The sequence below is a fragment of the Arthrobacter sp. MMS24-T111 genome, from assembly GCF_054888995.1.
The window spans coordinates 3,679,395-3,696,998 of sequence record NZ_JBTZRO010000001.1 but is presented as its reverse complement, the minus strand read 5'-3'; the positions used below and the strand labels follow the sequence as shown (position 1 = coordinate 3,696,998).

14 protein-coding genes and 1 pseudogene are annotated in these 17,604 nt (G+C 67.1%); 11 read left to right on the top strand and 4 right to left on the bottom strand.

Features of this window, described 5'->3' with window-relative positions:
- The first annotated feature begins 1,034 nt into the window (after nt 1-1,034).
- From ACX5I6_RS17325 to ACX5I6_RS17280, 10 genes are all read left to right on the top strand, one after another.
- On the top strand, nt 1,035-2,087 hold the full coding sequence (locus ACX5I6_RS17325) for a hypothetical protein (protein ID WP_461841276.1): 1,053 nt from the start codon (nt 1,035-1,037) through the stop codon (nt 2,085-2,087).
- 6 nt (nt 2,088-2,093) lie between these two features.
- Complete coding sequence (locus ACX5I6_RS17320) at nt 2,094-3,083, top strand: HAD-IIA family hydrolase (RefSeq protein WP_461841275.1); 990 nt, start codon at nt 2,094-2,096, stop codon at nt 3,081-3,083.
- A gap of 9 nt (nt 3,084-3,092) precedes the next feature.
- A complete protein-coding gene (locus ACX5I6_RS17315) occupies nt 3,093-3,344 on the top strand; it encodes a hypothetical protein (RefSeq protein WP_461841274.1) in 252 nt (83 codons plus the stop codon).
- On the top strand, nt 3,344-4,159 hold the full coding sequence (locus ACX5I6_RS17310) for a TlyA family RNA methyltransferase (RefSeq protein ID WP_461841273.1): 816 nt from the start codon (nt 3,344-3,346) through the stop codon (nt 4,157-4,159). The genes ACX5I6_RS17315 and ACX5I6_RS17310 overlap by 1 nt, the downstream gene beginning before the upstream one ends.
- 13 nt (nt 4,160-4,172) lie before the next feature.
- Entirely contained in the window at nt 4,173-5,198 is a 1,026-nt protein-coding gene (locus ACX5I6_RS17305; protein WP_461841272.1) for an NAD kinase, read from the top strand.
- A gap of 4 nt (nt 5,199-5,202) precedes the next feature.
- On the top strand, nt 5,203-6,942 hold the full coding sequence (recN, locus tag ACX5I6_RS17300) for a DNA repair protein RecN (protein ID WP_461841271.1): 1,740 nt from the start codon (nt 5,203-5,205) through the stop codon (nt 6,940-6,942).
- A 27-nt stretch (nt 6,943-6,969) separates the two neighbouring features.
- Nucleotides 6,970-8,745, top strand: coding sequence for a CTP synthase (locus tag ACX5I6_RS17295; protein ID WP_461841745.1), 1,776 nt, complete (start codon nt 6,970-6,972; stop codon nt 8,743-8,745).
- A gap of 27 nt (nt 8,746-8,772) precedes the next feature.
- A complete protein-coding gene (locus ACX5I6_RS17290) occupies nt 8,773-9,432 on the top strand; it encodes an NUDIX domain-containing protein (RefSeq protein WP_285249017.1) in 660 nt (219 codons plus the stop codon).
- Nucleotides 9,432-10,475 (top strand): site-specific tyrosine recombinase XerD, encoded by a 1,044-nt coding sequence (gene xerD / locus ACX5I6_RS17285; protein ID WP_461841270.1) that lies wholly within the window; start codon nt 9,432-9,434, stop codon nt 10,473-10,475. Before ACX5I6_RS17290 ends, xerD begins: the two co-directional genes overlap by 1 nt.
- 174 nt (nt 10,476-10,649) lie before the next feature.
- Complete coding sequence (locus tag ACX5I6_RS17280; protein WP_461841269.1) at nt 10,650-11,132, top strand: 8-oxo-dGTP diphosphatase; 483 nt, start codon at nt 10,650-10,652, stop codon at nt 11,130-11,132.
- Between the two features lie 114 nt (nt 11,133-11,246).
- On the opposite strand, the gene ACX5I6_RS17275 is transcribed toward ACX5I6_RS17280, so the two are convergent.
- From ACX5I6_RS17275 to ACX5I6_RS17260, 4 genes are all read right to left on the bottom strand, one after another.
- Entirely contained in the window at nt 11,247-12,386 is a 1,140-nt protein-coding gene (locus tag ACX5I6_RS17275) for a bifunctional 2-methylcitrate synthase/citrate synthase (protein ID WP_018763507.1), read from the bottom strand.
- A 61-nt stretch (nt 12,387-12,447) separates the two neighbouring features.
- Complete coding sequence (prpB, locus tag ACX5I6_RS17270; protein WP_461841268.1) at nt 12,448-13,350, bottom strand: methylisocitrate lyase; 903 nt, start codon at nt 13,348-13,350, stop codon at nt 12,448-12,450.
- Nucleotides 13,350-14,870 carry an MmgE/PrpD family protein gene (locus ACX5I6_RS17265; protein ID WP_461841267.1) on the bottom strand — a complete coding sequence of 507 codons (1,521 nt, stop codon included), beginning with the start codon at nt 14,868-14,870 and terminating at the stop codon, nt 13,350-13,352. The genes prpB and ACX5I6_RS17265 overlap by 1 nt, the downstream gene beginning before the upstream one ends.
- Nucleotides 14,863-15,519 carry a GntR family transcriptional regulator gene (locus tag ACX5I6_RS17260; protein ID WP_461841266.1) on the bottom strand — a complete coding sequence of 219 codons (657 nt, stop codon included), beginning with the start codon at nt 15,517-15,519 and terminating at the stop codon, nt 14,863-14,865. The genes ACX5I6_RS17265 and ACX5I6_RS17260 overlap by 8 nt, the downstream gene beginning before the upstream one ends.
- Nucleotides 15,520-15,692: 173 nt before the next feature.
- Between ACX5I6_RS17260 and ACX5I6_RS17255 the strand changes: the two are divergent.
- Nucleotides 15,693-17,596 (top strand): annotated as a pseudogene (locus tag ACX5I6_RS17255) (AMP-binding protein).
- Nucleotides 17,597-17,604: the final 8 nt, after the last annotated feature.

The following is a 17,604-nucleotide window of genomic DNA, read 5'->3' as shown; positions in this document are numbered from 1 at the left end:
GAAGCCGCAGGATGTGAGCGGGCGTGGGGGCCGGCCCAGGCGAATGGGTAGAGCGGGATTGTCCCCGGACCCAGTTGTGAAGATTGCCACGATTCGGCCGCCAGGGGTCCCGCTGTCCCGCGGGAATTTGCGTCTCCACTAGAATTGAAGAAGATACACGGACTTCGAAGCGCTTGATTTCGGGTTGCGTAGGAAACGAAACGAGCGGCTGCAGTTGCGCCAGTGGTCGGCTCATAACAGGAGGAATCCAAATGGCCGAGCACAACGGTGGCAACCGCGGCAATGATCGGGGGGCCTTCCGGGGCAACAACAATTCCGGCGGGGACCCTCGCGGGTTCCGCTCCAGGTCGGATCGTGACCCCCGTGGCGGATCAGCAGGCGGTGGTGACCGTGATCGTAAGCCGTTTGGTGATCGTCCGCGCCGTGACGGTGAGGGTGACCGCCGTGGATTCAGTGGCGGCGGTGACCGTGACCGGAAACCGTTCGGTGAGCGCCCGCGTCGGGATGGTGAGGGTGACCGCCGTGGATTCAGTGGCGGCGGTGACCGTGATCGGAAACCCTTTGGTGACCGTGATCGGAAACCCGTTGGCGACCGTGATCGGAAACCCTTTGGTGACCGTGACCGGAAACCGTTTGGTGATCGTCCGCGTCGGGATGGTGAGGGTGACCGCCGCGGGTTTAGCGGCGGTGGCGACCGTGATCGGAAACCCTTTGGTGATCGTGATCGTAAGCCGTTTGGTGATCGTCCGCGTCGGGATGGTGAGGGTGACCGCCGCGGGTTTAGCGGCGGTGGTGACCGTGACCGGAAACCCTTTGGTGACCGTGACCGTAAGCCGTTTGGTGACCGTTCCCGTCGCGATGGCGAGGGTGACCGCCGCGGATTCAGTGGCGGCGAGAACCGCAAGCCGTTCGGGGACCGCCAGGACCGCGCGCCCCGCAGTTTCGATCGTGGAGATTCCCGTGCAGACTCCGGGCGGGGCGGCTCAGGTCCCCGCGGCTACGGCCGTGACCGCCAGGAGGAGCGGCCCGTCCGTGTGCCGAACGCAGCCGATCTCCGCAGCGCCAACCGGCCGGACCGCGAACGTTCGCCCGAAATCGATGAGGACGTCACGGGCAAGGAACTGGACCGCGCCACCCACCACCAGATCAAGACCCTCGAGCCCAAGAGCGCTGAGTGGGTGGCCCGCCACCTGGTGATGGCCGGCCGGTTGATCGATGACGAACCTGAGCTGGCGTTCCAGCATGCCCTCGCCGCGAGCCGGCGTGGTGGACGGCTTGCGGCCGTCCGTGAAGCGGTGGGCCTGACCGCCTACGCAGCCGGGCATTACGGCGAGGCGCTCCGCGAATTCCGCACGTTCCGCCGGATCAGCGGCTCCAACGTACACCTCCCTGTCATGGCCGACTGCGAACGCGGCCTGGGACGTCCGGACAGGGCGCTGGACGTTGCCCGCTCCGAGGAAGCCCAGGACCTTGACGCACCCGGCAAAGTGGAACTGGCTATCGTCGCCGCCGGCGCCCGCACCGACCTCGGCCAGCTGGATGCCGCTGTAGCCGAGCTCGAGATCCAGCAGCTGGACATCAACCGCGCATTTTCCTACAGCCCGCGGCTGTTCCGCGCCTACGCTGACGCCCTCGCCGCTGTTGGCCGCCAAGCAGAGTCGGAGAAGTGGAGCCGGCAGGCCGTCGTTGCCGAAAACGCCCTCGGCCAGGGCGTCGATGAAGAACCCGAAATCATCGACCTTGGCTGGGACGAAGAGGAAGAAGCCCGGGAAGAAGCCGAACGCCGTAAGCTGCTGGACCGTGCGTCCGCGTCCCCGGACGCAGGGGGCTCCGAAACCGAGGGCTCCGCAACCGCTTCAACGGAGAGCGCCCAGGCCGGGCGCGCCACCGAGGCCAAGACGGTCCAGGACAGCAATCTCGACGACCAAGACGCCGACTACTTCGTCTCCGACTACTTCGTCTCCGACGACGCCGAATCCGACCCGGACTCGGTGGAAGAGGACGAGCTTGTTACCGACGCCTCGGAAGAAGGCCACGAAGACGGGGCAGACGACACCCCGCACACCGGCGAACGCCGGGAGGACTGACACCGGATGAGTGACGTTTCCCTGGTTTCCCGCTTTGACGCGCTCCTCGCAGACCTGGACGGCGTGGTCTACGCCGGCCCGCACGCCATTCCGGGCGCTGTCGACGCGCTGAAGCAGCTCTCCGGGCTGGGTATCGGGCTGGGCTACGTAACGAACAACGCCTCGCGCTCACCGGCGGAGGTGGCCGAGCACCTTCGCGAGCTCGGTGCCCCGGCGGAGGACAACCAGGTGGTCAGCTCGTCCCAAGCGGCGGCGGACCTGCTGGCATTGCTTCTCCCAGCCGGCTCACGGGTCCTGATCACCGGCAGTTCCGCACTGGCCCGGGAAATAGAGCTGGCAGGCTTGGTACCCGTTGGCAGCCAGGACGAGGAACCGGTGGCCGTGGTGCAAGGCTTCAGCCCGTCCATCGGTTGGAAGGACCTGGCGGAAGCCGCCTATGTGGTGTCCGCCGGTGCCCTGTGGGTTGCAACAAACACCGACATGTCCATTCCGCAGGCCCGCGGCATCGCACCCGGGAACGGGACGCTGGTGGCCGCCGTCGCGGCGGCGACCGGACAGAAACCCAAAGTCGCCGGCAAACCCGAGGCACCGCTGTTCCACTCCGCCGCCAAGCGCCTCGGGGCCGAGCGGCCCTTGGTCGTGGGCGATCGGCTGGACACGGACATCCTGGGCGGCAACAACGCAGGGTTTGCCACGGTCACCGTCCTGACCGGCGTCGACACCCGGGAAAGCATCCTCGCGGCGCGGTCCGCGGAACGGCCCGACTACATCATCGAAAACCTCGCCGGGCTGCACCGTCCGTACCCGGATGTGACGCACGACGACGGCACTTACGTCTGCGGCCAGGCGACGGCACGCGTGGCCAACGGTGCGGTGGGCATCATTGGCAGCAAGGAAGACATTGATTCCTGGCGGGCAGCATGTGCCGCCTGGTGGGCTGCGACCCCGGACTCATCCGCCCCGCAGGCGCCCAAGCTGGTGTGGATGGATCACTAGGATGGTTCCATGACTGAGCTGACCGAACCGGACAACGTGCCAGCCCAGCCTGCTCCTGAGTGGCCGCAGGCCGACGGACAGGACATCCCCGATCCACGCGTGGCGCAGGCCGTCGACCGGCTCCAGGAGATACCCCGGCTGCCAACTGCCGGTCACGAAGACCTGTACAACCGTCTTCACGACGAAATGCTGGCCGCGCTCAACACCGACCCCACGGATGGCGCACCTGCCGCCAATGCTCCCGCAGGAGGCACCGCCTGATGCCCGTCCGCCTCGACCAGGCACTGGTGGCCCGCGGCCTGGCACGGTCGCGCACGCACGCGGCGTCGCTCATCGCGGAGGGCAAGGTCAGTTCCGGCGGCCAGGTCCTTGCCAAAGCATCCCTCCAGATCGATGACGGGCGGGACATCGCCGTCGAGCAAGACGACCAGGACGTTTACGCCAGCCGAGCCGGTCACAAGCTGGCCGGCGCCCTCGACGCCTTTCCGGCGATCACCGTCCAGGGCAAAAGGTGCCTTGACGCCGGCGCCTCCACCGGCGGCTTCACGGACGTCCTGCTCCGCCGCGGGGCCGCGCACGTGGTGGCGGTCGACGTCGGGCACGGCCAGTTGGTGCCGCACCTCCGCAACGACTCGCGAGTGGCCGTCCACGAGGGAATGAATGCCCGGTACATGGCGCCGGAGGACATCGGCGGGACCTGCGCCCTGACGGTGGCCGACCTCTCCTTCATTTCGCTCACCCTGGTGGTGCGGCCGCTGGCGGCCTGCACCGACCCCGGCGGCGACCTGGTGCTCATGGTGAAGCCGCAATTCGAAATCGGCAAGGACCGCTTGGGCAGGACGGGCGTGGTCACGTCGGAGCGCGAACGCAGGCTGGCCGTGGAGAAAGTCGCCATGGCGGCTCTCGACGCCGGGCTGGACCTGTGCGGGCTGGCGGTCAGCCCGCTTCCGGGACAGGATGGCAACGTCGAATACTTCCTGTGGATAAAACGCAGGAACACCCAAGACTTGCCTAAGATCGAAGAGCGAGAGGCAGCAGCCGCTGCGTTGCTCGGACAAATCTGGCCGAACCACTAGAGAGCGGAACCTGATGAGCAGGCGTGTATTGGTCCTTGCCCACACCGGCCGCGAGGAATCACTGAAGGCTGCCTGGGAAGCCTGCGCCCTGCTGCACGCGTCGGGCATCGTCCCAGTGATGCAGGAGTCCGAGCTGGGGGACATGGAGCGGTTTTTTGGCCACTTGGCCCAGCCGGTGGAGGTGCTCCACGACCATGTCCAGCTGTCCGACGTCGAACTCGTTATGGTCCTTGGCGGCGACGGAACCATCCTGCGCGCAGCCGAACTGGTACGCGAGGAGGACGTGCCCCTGCTGGGCGTCAACCTTGGGCACGTGGGCTTCCTGGCCGAAAGCGAGCGGGCGGACCTGGCCCAGACCGTCGAATGGATCGCCAGCCGTGAATACACGGTCGAAGAGCGGATGACCATTGACGTCCAGGTATGGGTCAGGGGACAGAAGATTTGGCACACCTGGGCTTTGAACGAAGCCGCCATCGAGAAGGCCAACCGCGAACGGATGCTCGAAGTGGTCACCGAAGTGGATGAGCGCCCGCTCACGTCCTTCGGCTCCGACGGCATCGTACTGGCCACCCCCACCGGTTCCACGGCCTACGCGTTCTCTGCCGGAGGACCTGTGGTCTGGCCGGAGGTGGAAGCCCTGGTGATCGTGCCCATCAGTGCGCACGCGCTGTTTGCCAAGCCACTGGTTGTCTCGCCCCGGTCCAGGCTGGCCGTCGAGGTGCTCGGCCGGACCGACGCGCAGGGTGTGCTGTGGTGTGACGGCCGGCGCTCCGTGGACCTGCCGCCCGGTGCCCGCGTCGAGGTCACCAAGTCCGCCAACCCGGTGCGGCTGGCCCGCACCCACCAGACCCCCTTCTCCGCCCGCCTGGTCCGCAAGTTCGAATTGCCCATCCACGGCTGGCGCGGCCCCGTGCCCAAAGCCGACGCAGTGCACACCGGCCCCATCCCGCTGGTACGCACGCCACGGCCCATGCCGCCGCTGCAGGTCCCGGAGCCGGACGGCGCCGGCGGCGACCCCGATCCGTCGACTGCAAAGTGAATCCATGATTGAAGAACTGAGAATCCGCGATCTGGGCGTCATCACCGACGCAACGCTGCCGCTCGGCCCGGGCCTGAGCGTGGTGACCGGTGAAACCGGTGCCGGCAAGACCATGGTGGTCACCGCCGTCGGCCTCCTGCTGGGTGCCCGGTCGGATGCCGGGGCCGTCCGCAGCGGCGCGAAGAGCGCAACGGCCGAGGCCGTCCTGAAGCTTGAAGCCGGGCACCCGGCCATCGCCCGGGCCCTTGATGCCGGCGCGGAAGCAGAAGAGTTCGACGGCGGCGCCGAGCTGATCCTGGCCCGTCGCCTGGGCGCGGACGGACGCAGCCGGGCGTTCCTGGGCGGCCGGGCCGCTCCGGTGGGTGTACTGGCCGAGATCGGCGAGTCGCTGGTGGTGGTGCACGGCCAGTCGGACCAGATCCGGCTCAAGAGCGCCACGGCCCAGCGGGAGGCGCTGGACAAGTTCGCCGGCGATGCCCTGTCCGGGCCCTTGGCCGCCTACCAGGAGCTCTACGGCCGGTGGAAAGCCAGCCAGGCAGAGCTTGACAGCCTGCGCAGCGCCGCCCGCGACCGGCTCCGGGAAGCGGAGTCGCTGGAGGCGGCCCTCGCAGAGATCGACGGCGTGGACCCGCAGCCTGGCGAGGACGAGCAGCTGAAGGCCGAAGCCGTAAAGCTTGCCAACGTCGAGGAACTTCGGATCGCCGCCAGCACCGCCCACCAGGCCCTCATCGCCGAGGACTTTGGCGAAGCCGCCGATGCGACCACGCTTGTGGATGCTGCCAAGCGCACCCTGGAGCATGTGGCAGAGCACGATGCCGAGCTCGGTTCCGCCGCCGCACGCCTGGCCGAAGTCGGTTTCCTGCTCAACGACATCGCCACGGAACTTGCCAGCTACCAGGCAGGACTGGACTCGGAGGGGCCGGAACGGCTTGCCGAAATCGAGGACCGCAGGGCCGCCTTGGCCAAGCTGGTCCGCAAGTACGCGCCCACCATTGACGAGGTGCTGGTGTGGGCTGAAACCGCGCGGGTCCGTTACGACGAACTGCAGGACGACTCCTCCCGGATCGAGGCGCTGGATGCCGAGGTGGTCCGGGCCGAAGCGGAGCTCCAGAAGCAGTCGGCCTCCATCAGCAAGATCCGGTCCAAGGCCGCCAAGGACCTCTCGGCCCGTGTCAGCGCCGAATTGACGGCGCTGGCCATGGCAGACGCCACCCTGGTGATCAACCTGGAATCAGCCGGACAACTGGGCCCGCACGGCGCGGACGACATCAGTTTCCTGCTCCAGCCCCATTCCGGCGCCCCGGCCCGGCCGCTGGGCAAGGGTGCATCCGGCGGTGAATTGTCCCGCGTCATGCTGGCCATCGAGGTGGTGCTTGCCGCCGTGGATCCGGTCCCCACGTTCGTCTTCGACGAGGTGGACGCCGGAGTCGGCGGACGGGCCGCCGTCGAGATCGGCCGGCGGCTGGCGATGCTGGCCCGCCACGTGCAGGTGCTGGTGGTCACCCACCTTCCCCAGGTGGCCGCCTTCGCGGACCAGCACATCACTGTGACCAAAACCTCGGTCAGGGGAGCGGACGGCAAAACCGCCACAGGCTTCACATCCAGTGATGTCCGCCTCCTCGACGGTCCCGAACGTGTCCGTGAACTGGCCCGCATGCTGGCAGGCCAGGAGGACTCCGAATCCGCGCAGGCACACGCCCGCGAACTGCTGGACGACGCCAAGCTCCTGCCCCAGCGGGCCTGACGGGACAACGACGGGATGGCTGAATTGATGATAGGCTCGAATTCCGTGGTGCAGCGATCAAATTCCCGTGTAAATTCCCGGTTCCCGGGCTCCTCCAAGACGACGAAGCACATTTTCGTCACCGGCGGTGTGGCGTCCTCGCTCGGTAAGGGACTGACGGCTTCAAGCCTTGGTCACCTGCTCCGGGCCCGCGGCCTGTCCGTGACGATGCAGAAGCTCGATCCCTACCTGAACGTGGATCCGGGCACAATGAACCCCTTCCAGCACGGTGAGGTCTTCGTGACCGACGACGGCGCCGAGACCGACCTCGACATCGGGCACTACGAGCGCTTCCTCGACGAGAACCTTGAAGGTTCCGCGAACGTGACCACAGGCCAGGTGTACTCCACGGTGATCGCGAAGGAACGCCGCGGCGAATACCTCGGCGACACCGTCCAGGTCATTCCGCACATCACGGATGAGATCAAGCGCCGCATGCGCCTGCCCGCCGAGGGAAAGAACGCCCCCGACGTCATCATCACCGAAATCGGCGGCACCGTTGGCGACATCGAGTCCCAGCCGTTCCTCGAATCCGCCCGCCAGGTCCGCCAGGACATCGGCCGCGGAAATGTATTCTTCCTGCACGTCTCGCTGGTGCCCTACATCGGGCCGTCCCAGGAACTGAAGACCAAGCCCACTCAGCACTCCGTGGCCGCGCTGCGCTCCATCGGCATCCAGCCTGAGGCGATCGTGATCCGTTCGGACCGCGAAGTTCCCGAAGCCATGCGGGAAAAAATCGGCCGGATGTGCGACGTCGACATCGACGCCGTGGTCAACGCCGCCGACGCCCCGAGCATCTACGACATCCCCAAGACCCTGCACTCCCAGGGACTGGACTCCTACATCGTCCGCGCCCTCGACCTGCCGTTCAAGGACGTCGACTGGACCAGCTGGGACAAACTGCTCGACGCCGTCCACAACCCCAAGCACCACGTCGAGATCGCCCTGGTGGGTAAGTACATCGACCTGCCCGACGCCTACCTTTCGGTGACCGAAGCACTGCGCGCCGGCGGCTTCGCCAACGAAGCCAAGGTGAAGATCCGCTGGGTCCCGTCGGACGAGTGCGAGACGCGCGAAGGCGCCATTAAGGCGCTCGACGGCGTCGACGCCATCTGCGTGCCGGGCGGCTTCGGCATCCGCGGACTTGAAGGGAAGCTCGGCGCCCTGAAGTTCGCCCGCGAAACCAAGCTTCCCGTCCTGGGCTTGTGCCTGGGCCTGCAGTGCATGGTCATCGAGTACGCCCGCAACGTGGTGGGCCTGGAGGGTGCCTCTTCCAGCGAGTTCGAACCGGACTCCAAGTACCCCGTCATCGCCACGATGGAGGAACAGCTCGAGTTCGTCGAAGGCGGCGGTGACCTCGGCGGAACCATGCGCCTGGGCCTCTACGAAGCCAAACTTGACGAAGGCTCCGTCATTGCCGGGACGTACGGCGCCACCACCGTCAGCGAACGCCACCGGCACCGGTACGAGGTCAACAACAAGTACCGCCAGCAGATTGCCGACAAGGGCCTGGTCTTCTCAGGTACCTCGCCGGACGGCAAGCTGGTGGAGTTCGTCGAACTGCCCGCCGACGTGCACCCGTACTACGTGGCCACGCAGGCACACCCCGAGCTGAGCTCGCGGCCTACCCGCCCGCACCCGCTGTTCGCAGGCCTGGTCAAGGCGGCCCTCGACCACCAGAGCGCCGGATCCCGGGCGGTTGCCGACACGGCTGCGCCCGTGGCCGGGAAGGCCGCGGCATCCGGTACGGTTACCGCTAAGTAGTCAATAGAGCAGAAGAAGGACGGCGCGATGCCTGGTACACCTGAAACCACCCCTGCAACGCAGGTTTCGGATGCACCAAGCCCGCGCCGTCTTTTGTCTACCGAGAAGGTGTACCAGGGCCGGATCTGGGACGTCGTCAGCGACACTTTCCAGCTTTCCGAGTCCGGGGATGCGCTGACCCGCGACTACATCGACCACCCAGGGGCAGTGGCTGTCCTGCCTATGGATGCCGAGGGCCGCATCCTGCTCCTGAAGCAGTACCGGCACCCGGTAGGGATGGATTTGTGGGAGGTGCCGGCCGGCCTGCTCGACGTCGAAGGCGAAGACTTCGTGGTGGGCGCCGCCCGCGAACTTGCCGAGGAAGCCGACCTCGCCGCCGGAACCTGGCACGTCCTTGCCGACGTCTTCAATTCGCCCGGCTCATCCAGCGAAGCAATCCGCATCTACCTGGCCCGCGACCTCACCGAAATCCCGGAGCACGAACGCCACGAGCGGACCGACGAGGAAGCGGAGATCGAGTTCCACTGGGTCAGCCTGGACGATGCCGTGGCTTCCGTCCTGGCCGGACGCCTGCACAACCCGTCCGCCGTCGTCGGGATCCTTGCCGCCGCAGCCGCCCGTGCCGGCAACTTCCAGGAACTCCGCCCCGCCGACGCCCCCTGGCCCGCACACCCCAGCCAGCGCTGATGGGTCCCGGTCCTTCGGCTGAACCGGTGCCTTCCGTCGGAACGGCACCGTACACCGCTGCGGCCGCTGCGGACGCGGAACCGGCCGCGGTACCGGCCGCAGGACGTTCCGGGGCCATCGACCGGGCCATTACCGACTACCTGCAACACGTGGGCGTGGAGCGGGGACTGGCCGCCAACACGCTGGCAGCCTACCGCCGCGACCTCGGCCGGTACGCCCGGTACCTCGCAGCTGCCGGCTGCAGCCGCCCGGAGGACATCACCCGGCACCACGTCACCGGTTACGTCCGCGCCCTTTCCGACGGTTCCGACGGCGGCTCCGCCCTGGGAGTGCGGTCAGCGGCCAGGACAGTGGTGGCGGTAAGGGGACTGCATAAGTTCTGGGCCCTCGAAGGGTACACGCCGGCTGATCCCGCCAGTGAGGTCCATCCGCCGATGGCCGGCAAACGGCTGCCCAAAGCCATCAGTGTGGACGAGGTGACCCGCATACTCGAGGCCGCGGGCACTGACACTGCCACCGGGTTGAGGGACCGGGCCCTGCTCGAGTTCCTCTATTCCACCGGAGCGCGGATCAGCGAGGCCGTGGGCCTGGACGTCGATGACATCACCCTCGCAGAACCCGGGGCGGGTCCCGCCATCGTCCGGCTGTTCGGCAAGGGCTCGAAGGAACGGCTGGTCCCGCTAGGGTCTTACGGAGCACGCGCCCTCGATGCCTACCTGGTCCGCGGCCGCCCGCTGCTCGCCGCCAAGGGCAAAGGCACACCGGCCCTGTTCCTCAATGCCCGCGGCGGACGGATCAGCAGGCAGAGCGCCTGGACCATCCTCAAGGCTGCCGCGGAGAAAGCCAACATCACCAGGGACGTCTCACCCCACACGCTGCGCCACTCGTTCGCCACCCACCTGCTCGAAGGCGGCGCCGATGTCCGGGTGGTGCAGGAACTGCTGGGCCACGCCTCCGTAACCACCACCCAGGTCTACACTCTGGTCACGGCCGATACGCTGCGGGAGATCTATGCCGCCGCCCATCCGCGGGCTCTGGGCTAGCCAGTCCCGGAGCCTGCCGGAGACAGGAAGAGATCGTCTATTCGGCCAGGTTCAGGGTTACTTCCGCTGCGCCGAGGGACAGGGCCAGGAAGGAAGTGCCCAGTCCGGCCACGACTGTATCCCGCAGATGTGATGCAGCCCGGTATCCGCGGAGGTGCCGGTTAAGCTGGAGCCATGACCGCAGCCGCCGTGACTCTTTGCTTCCTGCTCCGTGACGGGGCCGACGGGACTGAGGTCCTTCTGGGGCTGAAGCAGACAGGTTTCGGCAAGGGCAAGATCGTGGGCATCGGCGGCCATGTCGAACCGGGGGAGACCGACCAGCAGGCCGCGGTGCGGGAAGTCCTGGAAGAAACCGGAGTGGTGCTGCAGGCGGAAGACTTGGCCGACGCCGGATCGGTCCACTTCGTCTTTCCGGCTCGGCCGGAATGGAACATGCAGACCAGGCTCTTCACCGCCCGCCTGTGGCACGGCGAGCCGGCCCCCAGCGACGAAATCCTGCCCGAATGGTTCCCGGTGGATACCCTGCCGGTCGAGCGGATGTGGCAGGACGCGGACCACTGGCTCCCCGTGGTGCTCGAAGGCGGGACCGTGAGGGTCGTGGTCACCATGGACGCCGACAACGAATCCGTCGCCTCGTCCGAAAGCCTATTGGGCTGACCTGCCGGGCAACCTTCGCCTGGACAGCCACGGTGTTTCCGGACAGCCATGGCGTTTAACGCCCGACGGCGGCCCGGGCACTTCGGTGCCCGGGCCGCCGTCGTCCACCACGCGCTAGGGGAGGTGCCGTTCCTCCACGCCGTTGTACTCGCTCAACGGCCTGATCAGCGAGTTTGAGTCCAACTGCTCCATGATGTGCGCGGTCCAGCCGGTGATCCGGCTTGCCACGAACAGGGGAGTGAAGGTGGGGGTGTCGAAGCCCATGAGGTGGTAGGTGGGCCCGGCGGGGTAGTCGAGGTTCGGCTTGATGGCCTTGGCCTCGTCCATCGCGGTTTCCAGGCCGTTGTACAGCCCCAGCAGCTCCGGGCGGCCGTAGTGGGCGATCATCTTGTCCAGGGCGGCCTTCATGGTGGGAACCCGGGAGTCGCCGTGCTTGTAGACGCGGTGGCCGAAGCCCATGACCTTCTTCTTCTGCGCCAGGGCATCTTCCATCCATGCTTTGGCCCGGGCGGCGGCTTCTTCGAGGGATTCCTCCTGCCGGATGCCGATCTCATCGAAGGTGTGCATGACGGCTTCGTTGGCGCCGCCGTGCAGCGGACCCTTGAGGGCCCCGATGGCTCCGGTCACTGCGGAGTGCAGGTCCGAGAGCGTCGAGGTGATCACACGGGCGGTGAAGGTGGAGGCGTTGAAGGAGTGCTCAGCGTAGAGGATCATCGAGACGTTGAAGGCCTCCACCACTTCCGGGACCTGTTCTTCGCCGAAGGCCATCCAGAGGAAGTTTGCCGAGTAGCCCAGGTCATCGCGCGGTTCAACCACGTCCTGGCCGTGCCGGCGGCGCTGGTCGTAGGCCACCACCGCGGGCATGGCGGCGAACAGGTCGATGGCCTTGGCCATGTTGGCGTCCCGGGACGAATCTTCGGCCAGGGGGTGCCGTGCGCCCATCACCGAGGCTGCGGTGCGGCACACGTCCATCGGATGGGCCGTGGTGGGCAACGCGTCGATGACTGTCTTGACCACCGGATCCAGGGCCCGGCCGGCCCGTTCCCGCGCGGAAAACTCGGCGAGCTGCTCTTTGGCAGGGAGCTCCCCGTTCCACAGCAGGTAGGCGACTTCCTCGAAGCTGCACTTGGCAGCCAGTTCCTGGACAGGGTAGCCGCGGTAGAGCAGCGAGTTGGTGTCCGGGTTGACCTTCGACACCGCGGTGTAATCCACCACGACGCCGGCGAGGCCTTTTTTGATCTCATTTTCAGCCATGCTGAAACTCCTTTGTTCCTAACGCCTGTTGACCGGCCGGGGCCGGCAGTCCGGTGGGGTGTCAGATTCCGGGGATCTGGAAATTGAAGACCCCGGTGTCAAAGCGGTTGTAGGCCTCGTAGTCGACGAGGTCATAGAGACGCGCGCGGGTCAGCATGCTCGAAACCTGGGCCTCCTGGGTGCCGTCGGATTTGATCGATTCCAGAGTACGCTCAGCAGCGCCCATGGCACTACGGAGCAGTGTTACCGGGTAGATCACCATGTTGACGCCGACGCCGGCCAGTTGGTCCACCGTGAAGAGGTCGCTTTTGCCGAATTCGGTCATGTTGGCCAGGATCGGGACGTCCACGGCATCGCGGATGGCCTGGAATTCGCTGAGGTCCTTCATGGCTTCCGGGAAGATTGCGTCCGCTCCGGCGTCTACGAGGGCCTTGGCGCGCTGCTGTGCTGCCTCGAGTCCGTCGGTGGCCCTGATATCGGTGCGCGCCATGATGAGGAAGTTCGGGTCGCGCCGGGCGTCGGCTGCGGCGCGGATCCGCTTGGTGGCGGTCTCGAGGTCCACCACGTTCTTGCCGTCGAGGTGGCCGCAGCGCTTGGGGTTGAACTGATCCTCGATGTGGAGGCCGGCCAGGCCCGCGTTTTCGAGTTCCTGTACGGTGCGTGCCACGTTCATGGGTTCGCCGAAGCCGGTGTCGGCGTCGACGATGGAGGGCAGGTCCGTCATCCGGGCGATCTGCCCGGCCCGGGTGGCCACCTCGGTGAGGGTGGTCAGGCCGATGTCCGGCAGGCCGAGGTCGTTGGCGAGGACTGCGCCGGAGATGTACACCCCGGCGAAGCCCTTTTCCTCGATCAGCCGTGCGGAGAGCGGGTTGAAGGCTCCGGGGAACTGCTGGATGGTCCCGGAGGCCAGCAGTTCCCGGCACCGGATCCGCTTCTGCTCCGGGGTGGTCTTCGAATACAGCATCAGAAAAGTCCCTTCGGCGCTGCCGCCAGGTCGATGACGCCGGGGGCGGCCTTGATGTTCAGCTGGTCCAGCTCGCCTGCGGCGAGTTCGGGGAGGCGTTCGACGGCGGCGAGGAACCTTTCGATCTCGGCCTCCTCCACGAGCCCGGCGGCCAGGGTGCGGAACTTGTTGACGTACTGTTCCCGGGCGAACGGGCGTGCCCCGAGCGGGTGGGCGTCGGCGACGGCGATCTGGTCGGTGACGACGGTGCCGTCCTTGAGCGTGATTTCCACGGAGCCGCCGAACGCCTTCTCGGCGATGTCCAGGGAGTGGTAGCGGCGGGTCCATTCCGGATCCTCCACCGTGGTGACCTTGTGCCACAGTTCCACGGTGTCCGGGCGGCCGGCGCGTTCCGGGGCGTAGGAGTCGACGTGGTGCCAGGCGCCGTCTTGAAGGGCCACGGTGAAAATGTACGGGATGGAGTGGTCCAGCGTTTCCCTGGACGCGGTGGGGCTGTACTTCTGGGGGTCGTTCGCGCCGGAGCCGATCACGTAATGCGTGTGGTGGCTGGTCTTGATCAGCACGGACTCGACGTTGGCCGGGTCGGTGACCTCGGGGTGTTCGCCGTGGAGCTTGCGGGCCAGGTCGATCCAGGCCTGGGCCTGGTACTCGGCGGAGTGCTCCTTGGTGTAGGTGTCCAGGATGGCGCGCTTGGCTTCGCCGTCCTCGGGCAGCGGGACGGTGTAGTTGGCATCCGGGCCATCCAGCATCCACGCGATCACGCCGTCTTCGCCTTCGTAGATCGGCACGGGGGAGGTCTGGCCGCGCATGGCACGGTCCGCGGACTCCACGGCCATTTTGCCGGCAAAGGCAGGGGCGTGGGCCTTCCAGGTGGAGATCTCGCCCTTGCGTGACTGCCGGGTGGCGGTGGTGGTGTGCAGCGCCTGGCCCACGGACTGGAAGATGGTCTCCACATCGAGGCCCAGCAGCGTGCCGATGCCGGCCGCGGCGGAGGGGCCGAGGTGGGCCACATGGTCGATCTTGTGCTTGTGCAGGCAGATGGCCTTGACCAGGTTGACCTGGATCTCGTAGCCGGTGGCGATGCCGCGCACCAGGTCCTGGCCGCTGGAGCCGACGTGCTGGGCAACGGCGAGGATCGGGGGGATGTTGTCGCCCGGGTGGGAGTAGTCCGCGGCCAGGAACGTGTCGTGGTAGTCCAGTTCCCGGACGGCCACCCCGTTGGCCCAGGCCGCCCATTCCGGAGCGACGCGCTCCTCGATACCGAAGACCTTCGAGCCCTTGCCGCCGGTGGTGGGGCCGTGGGTGAGAGCCTGGGCGCGGGCAGCGACGATGGGGGCCCGGTTCAGGGACGCGATGGCCACGGAGGCGTTGTCGATGATCCGGTTGATCACCATGTCGGTGACGTCATCCGTCACCGCCACAGGATCCGCGGCCACCTTGGCGATCTTGTAGGCAAGCTGGTCCTCGCGGGCCAGGTTCTCTTCGCTCTTGTAGACGCGGACGTGGTGTTCCTTAACCATGGTGCTCCTTGTGGTGGGATGCGTGGGTTGCTTTGACGTGGGTGAGGCTGCGGTGCAGGTGCACAATCGTGGCTGCTTCGGCGAGCCTGGGGTTGCCCGCCGCGATTGCCTCGGCGATCGCCGCGTGCTCGGCCGCCGCGGCCGTCAGGCGCGCGGCGTCATCGGCGGCCAACCGGCGGATGCGGACCAGGTGCACGCGAAGGCTTCGCATGGCCTGGGCCAGGTAGGAGTTGGAGATGGCGGCATCAATGGCGGTATCCAGGCGTCCCACCAGCTCGTAGTACTCGTGGCGCGTGGGATCGTTGCCGTTGATCATCTCCGGGGCGCGGACCAGCTCGCCGCGCAACTGTTCGAAGGTGGCGGCATCGCCACGGCTGGCGGCCAGCGCAGCGGCCTTGCCTTCAAGGGTTTCGCGCAGTTCGAACAGTTCGTCGATGTCCTCAAGGGAGATATCGGTGACCACGACGCCGCGGCCGCCCGGCGTCGTCAGGCCTTCCGCGGTGAGCCGGCCGAGGGCCTCGCGCAGGGGAGTGCGGGAGACGCCGAGCCGTTCGGACTGCTCCACCTCGGCAAGGACCGTCCCGGGGGCAAGACGCCATTCGACAATGTCGTCCCGGAGGGCGGCGTAGGCCTTCTCGCTGGCGCGCACGGAGGTCTCCTTCCTCGGTAGATGATCCTCAGTGTATACACAGACTGCTGTGGAACCATGTAAATTCACCAATGGCCAGCTTTGGGCCGCGCTTGTGTATACACAAGGCTTGTGCTGAGCCTCCGGAGGAACTAGCATGACCTGCATCACAATGTCGTGGACGGGATGACTTCATGGGCACCAGCAGCTATCGGGAATGTTATGGGCGCAGCGTGCAGCAGCCGGAGGACTTCTGGCTCGACGCCGCCCGGGCCGTCGACTGGAGCGTCCAGCCCACATGCGCCCTGGATTCGAGCCGCGCCCCGCTCTACGGCTGGTTCCCCGACGGGGAGCTGAATACCTGCGTCAACGCGCTGGACCGGCATGTGGCCGCGGGCCGCGGAGACCAGACGGCACTGATCTACGACTCCGCCATGCTGGGCATCCAGCAGCGCTTCAGCTATGTAGAACTCACCGATCTTGTGGCCCGTTTCGCCGGAGTGCTCCGGCGTAACGGCGTGGGCAAGGGCGACCGGGTGGTGATCTACCTGCCCATGATTCCTGAGGCCGCCATCGCCATGCTGGCCACTGCCCGCCTGGGCGCAATCCATTCGGTGGTCTTCGGCGGCTTCGCCCCCAAGGAACTTGCCGCCCGGATCCGCGACGCCGCCCCCGCCGCCGTCGTCACCGCCTCGGGCGGGCTCGAGCCCTCCCGCCGGATCGAATACCTGCCGGCCGTCGCCGAGGCGCTGGAGCTCGCCGGAACGCCGGCGACCCCGGTGCTGGTCAAGGGCCGGGACGGCTTCAAGGACTCCGCGGCGGACCACGCCGGCTGGCTGGACTGGGACAGCGAAATGGCATCCGCGGATCCCGCCGCACCGGTGGACGTCATGGCCACGGATCCGCTCTACATCCTCTACACCTCCGGAACCACCGGCACCCCCAAAGGCGTGGTGCGGGACAACGGGGGCCACGCCGTCGCCCTGCGATGGACCTTGGAAAACATCTACGACGTCGGCCCGGGCGACGTCATGTGGACCGCCTCGGACGTGGGCTGGGTGGTGGGCCACTCCTACATCATCTACGGTCCGCTGCTGGCCGGCGCCACCACCGTGATCTACGAGGGCAAACCGGTGGGAACCCCGGACGCCGGCGCGTTCTGGCGGGTGATCCTGGACCACAAGGTCAACGTGCTCTTCACCGCCCCGACCGCGCTGCGTGCCATCCGGAAGGCGGACCCGGAGGCAGTGTTGCTGAAGAACTTCGACATCTCCAGCCTGCGGACCCTCTTCGCCGCGGGGGAACGGCTGGACACGGACACCTTCCACTGGGCCTCCCGCATCCTCGGCGTGCCGGTGGTGGACCACTGGTGGCAGACGGAAACCGGCTGGGCCATCTGCGCCAATCCGCGCGGACTGGATACGCTGCCGATCAAGGCGGGTTCGCCCAGTGTTCCGATGCCCGGCTTCAGGCTGCGGATCCTCGACGCCGCCGGCGAGGAGGTGGAGGCCGGCACCGAAGGCAACATCGTCCTCGATCTGCCGCTTCCCCCGGCACCCTTGCCACCCTGTGGCGGAACGACGAACGGTACATCTCCTCCTACCTGCAGGCCTTCGAGGGGAGCTACGCCACCGGAGACTCCGGCTATCGGGACGGGGACGGCTACCTCTTCGTGATGGGCCGCACCGACGACATCATCAACGTTGCCGGGCACCGGCTCTCCACCGGTGCCATGGAGCAGGTGATCGGCCAGCACCCGGCCGTTGCCGAATGCGCGGTGATCGGCGTCGCGGACTCCCTGAAGGGCCAGCGCCCCAGCGGCTATGTGGTGCTCAAATCCGGGGTGGACATACCCCCGGAACTCCTCGAGAAAGACCTGATCGCCCTGGTGCGGCGGGACATTGGCGCGGTGGCGGATTTCAAGCACGTCACGGTGGTGGAGGCCCTGCCCAAGACCCGATCCGGAAAGATCCTCCGCAAGACCATGCGGCAGATAGCCGACGGAGAGGAGTACACCGTGCCGTCAACCATCGAAGACCCCCGGGTCATTGACCAACTGGCCGGAGTACTGCGGCCGGGGCGCGCAGGAGGAGACTGAGCCGCAGG

Excerpts from the sequence above, each read along its gene's own strand:
- ACX5I6_RS17320 (WP_461841275.1), top strand. The coding sequence starts at position 2,094 with ATGAGTGACGTTTCCCTGGTTTCCCGCTTTGACGCGCTCCTCGCAGAC.
- ACX5I6_RS17315 (WP_461841274.1), top strand. The coding sequence starts at position 3,093 with ATGACTGAGCTGACCGAACCGGACAACGTGCCAGCCCAGCCTGCTCCT.
- ACX5I6_RS17310 (WP_461841273.1), top strand. The coding sequence starts at position 3,344 with ATGCCCGTCCGCCTCGACCAGGCACTGGTGGCCCGCGGCCTGGCACGG.
- ACX5I6_RS17305 (WP_461841272.1), top strand. The coding sequence starts at position 4,173 with ATGAGCAGGCGTGTATTGGTCCTTGCCCACACCGGCCGCGAGGAATCA.
- recN (WP_461841271.1), top strand. The coding sequence starts at position 5,203 with ATGATTGAAGAACTGAGAATCCGCGATCTGGGCGTCATCACCGACGCA.
- ACX5I6_RS17295 (WP_461841745.1), top strand. The coding sequence starts at position 6,970 with ATGATAGGCTCGAATTCCGTGGTGCAGCGATCAAATTCCCGTGTAAAT.
- ACX5I6_RS17290 (WP_285249017.1), top strand. The coding sequence starts at position 8,773 with ATGCCTGGTACACCTGAAACCACCCCTGCAACGCAGGTTTCGGATGCA.
- xerD (WP_461841270.1), top strand. The coding sequence starts at position 9,432 with ATGGGTCCCGGTCCTTCGGCTGAACCGGTGCCTTCCGTCGGAACGGCA.
- ACX5I6_RS17280 (WP_461841269.1), top strand. The coding sequence starts at position 10,650 with ATGACCGCAGCCGCCGTGACTCTTTGCTTCCTGCTCCGTGACGGGGCC.
- ACX5I6_RS17275 (WP_018763507.1), bottom strand. The coding sequence starts at position 12,386 with ATGGCTGAAAATGAGATCAAAAAAGGCCTCGCCGGCGTCGTGGTGGAT.
- prpB (WP_461841268.1), bottom strand. The coding sequence starts at position 13,350 with ATGCTGTATTCGAAGACCACCCCGGAGCAGAAGCGGATCCGGTGCCGG.
- ACX5I6_RS17265 (WP_461841267.1), bottom strand. The coding sequence starts at position 14,870 with ATGGTTAAGGAACACCACGTCCGCGTCTACAAGAGCGAAGAGAACCTG.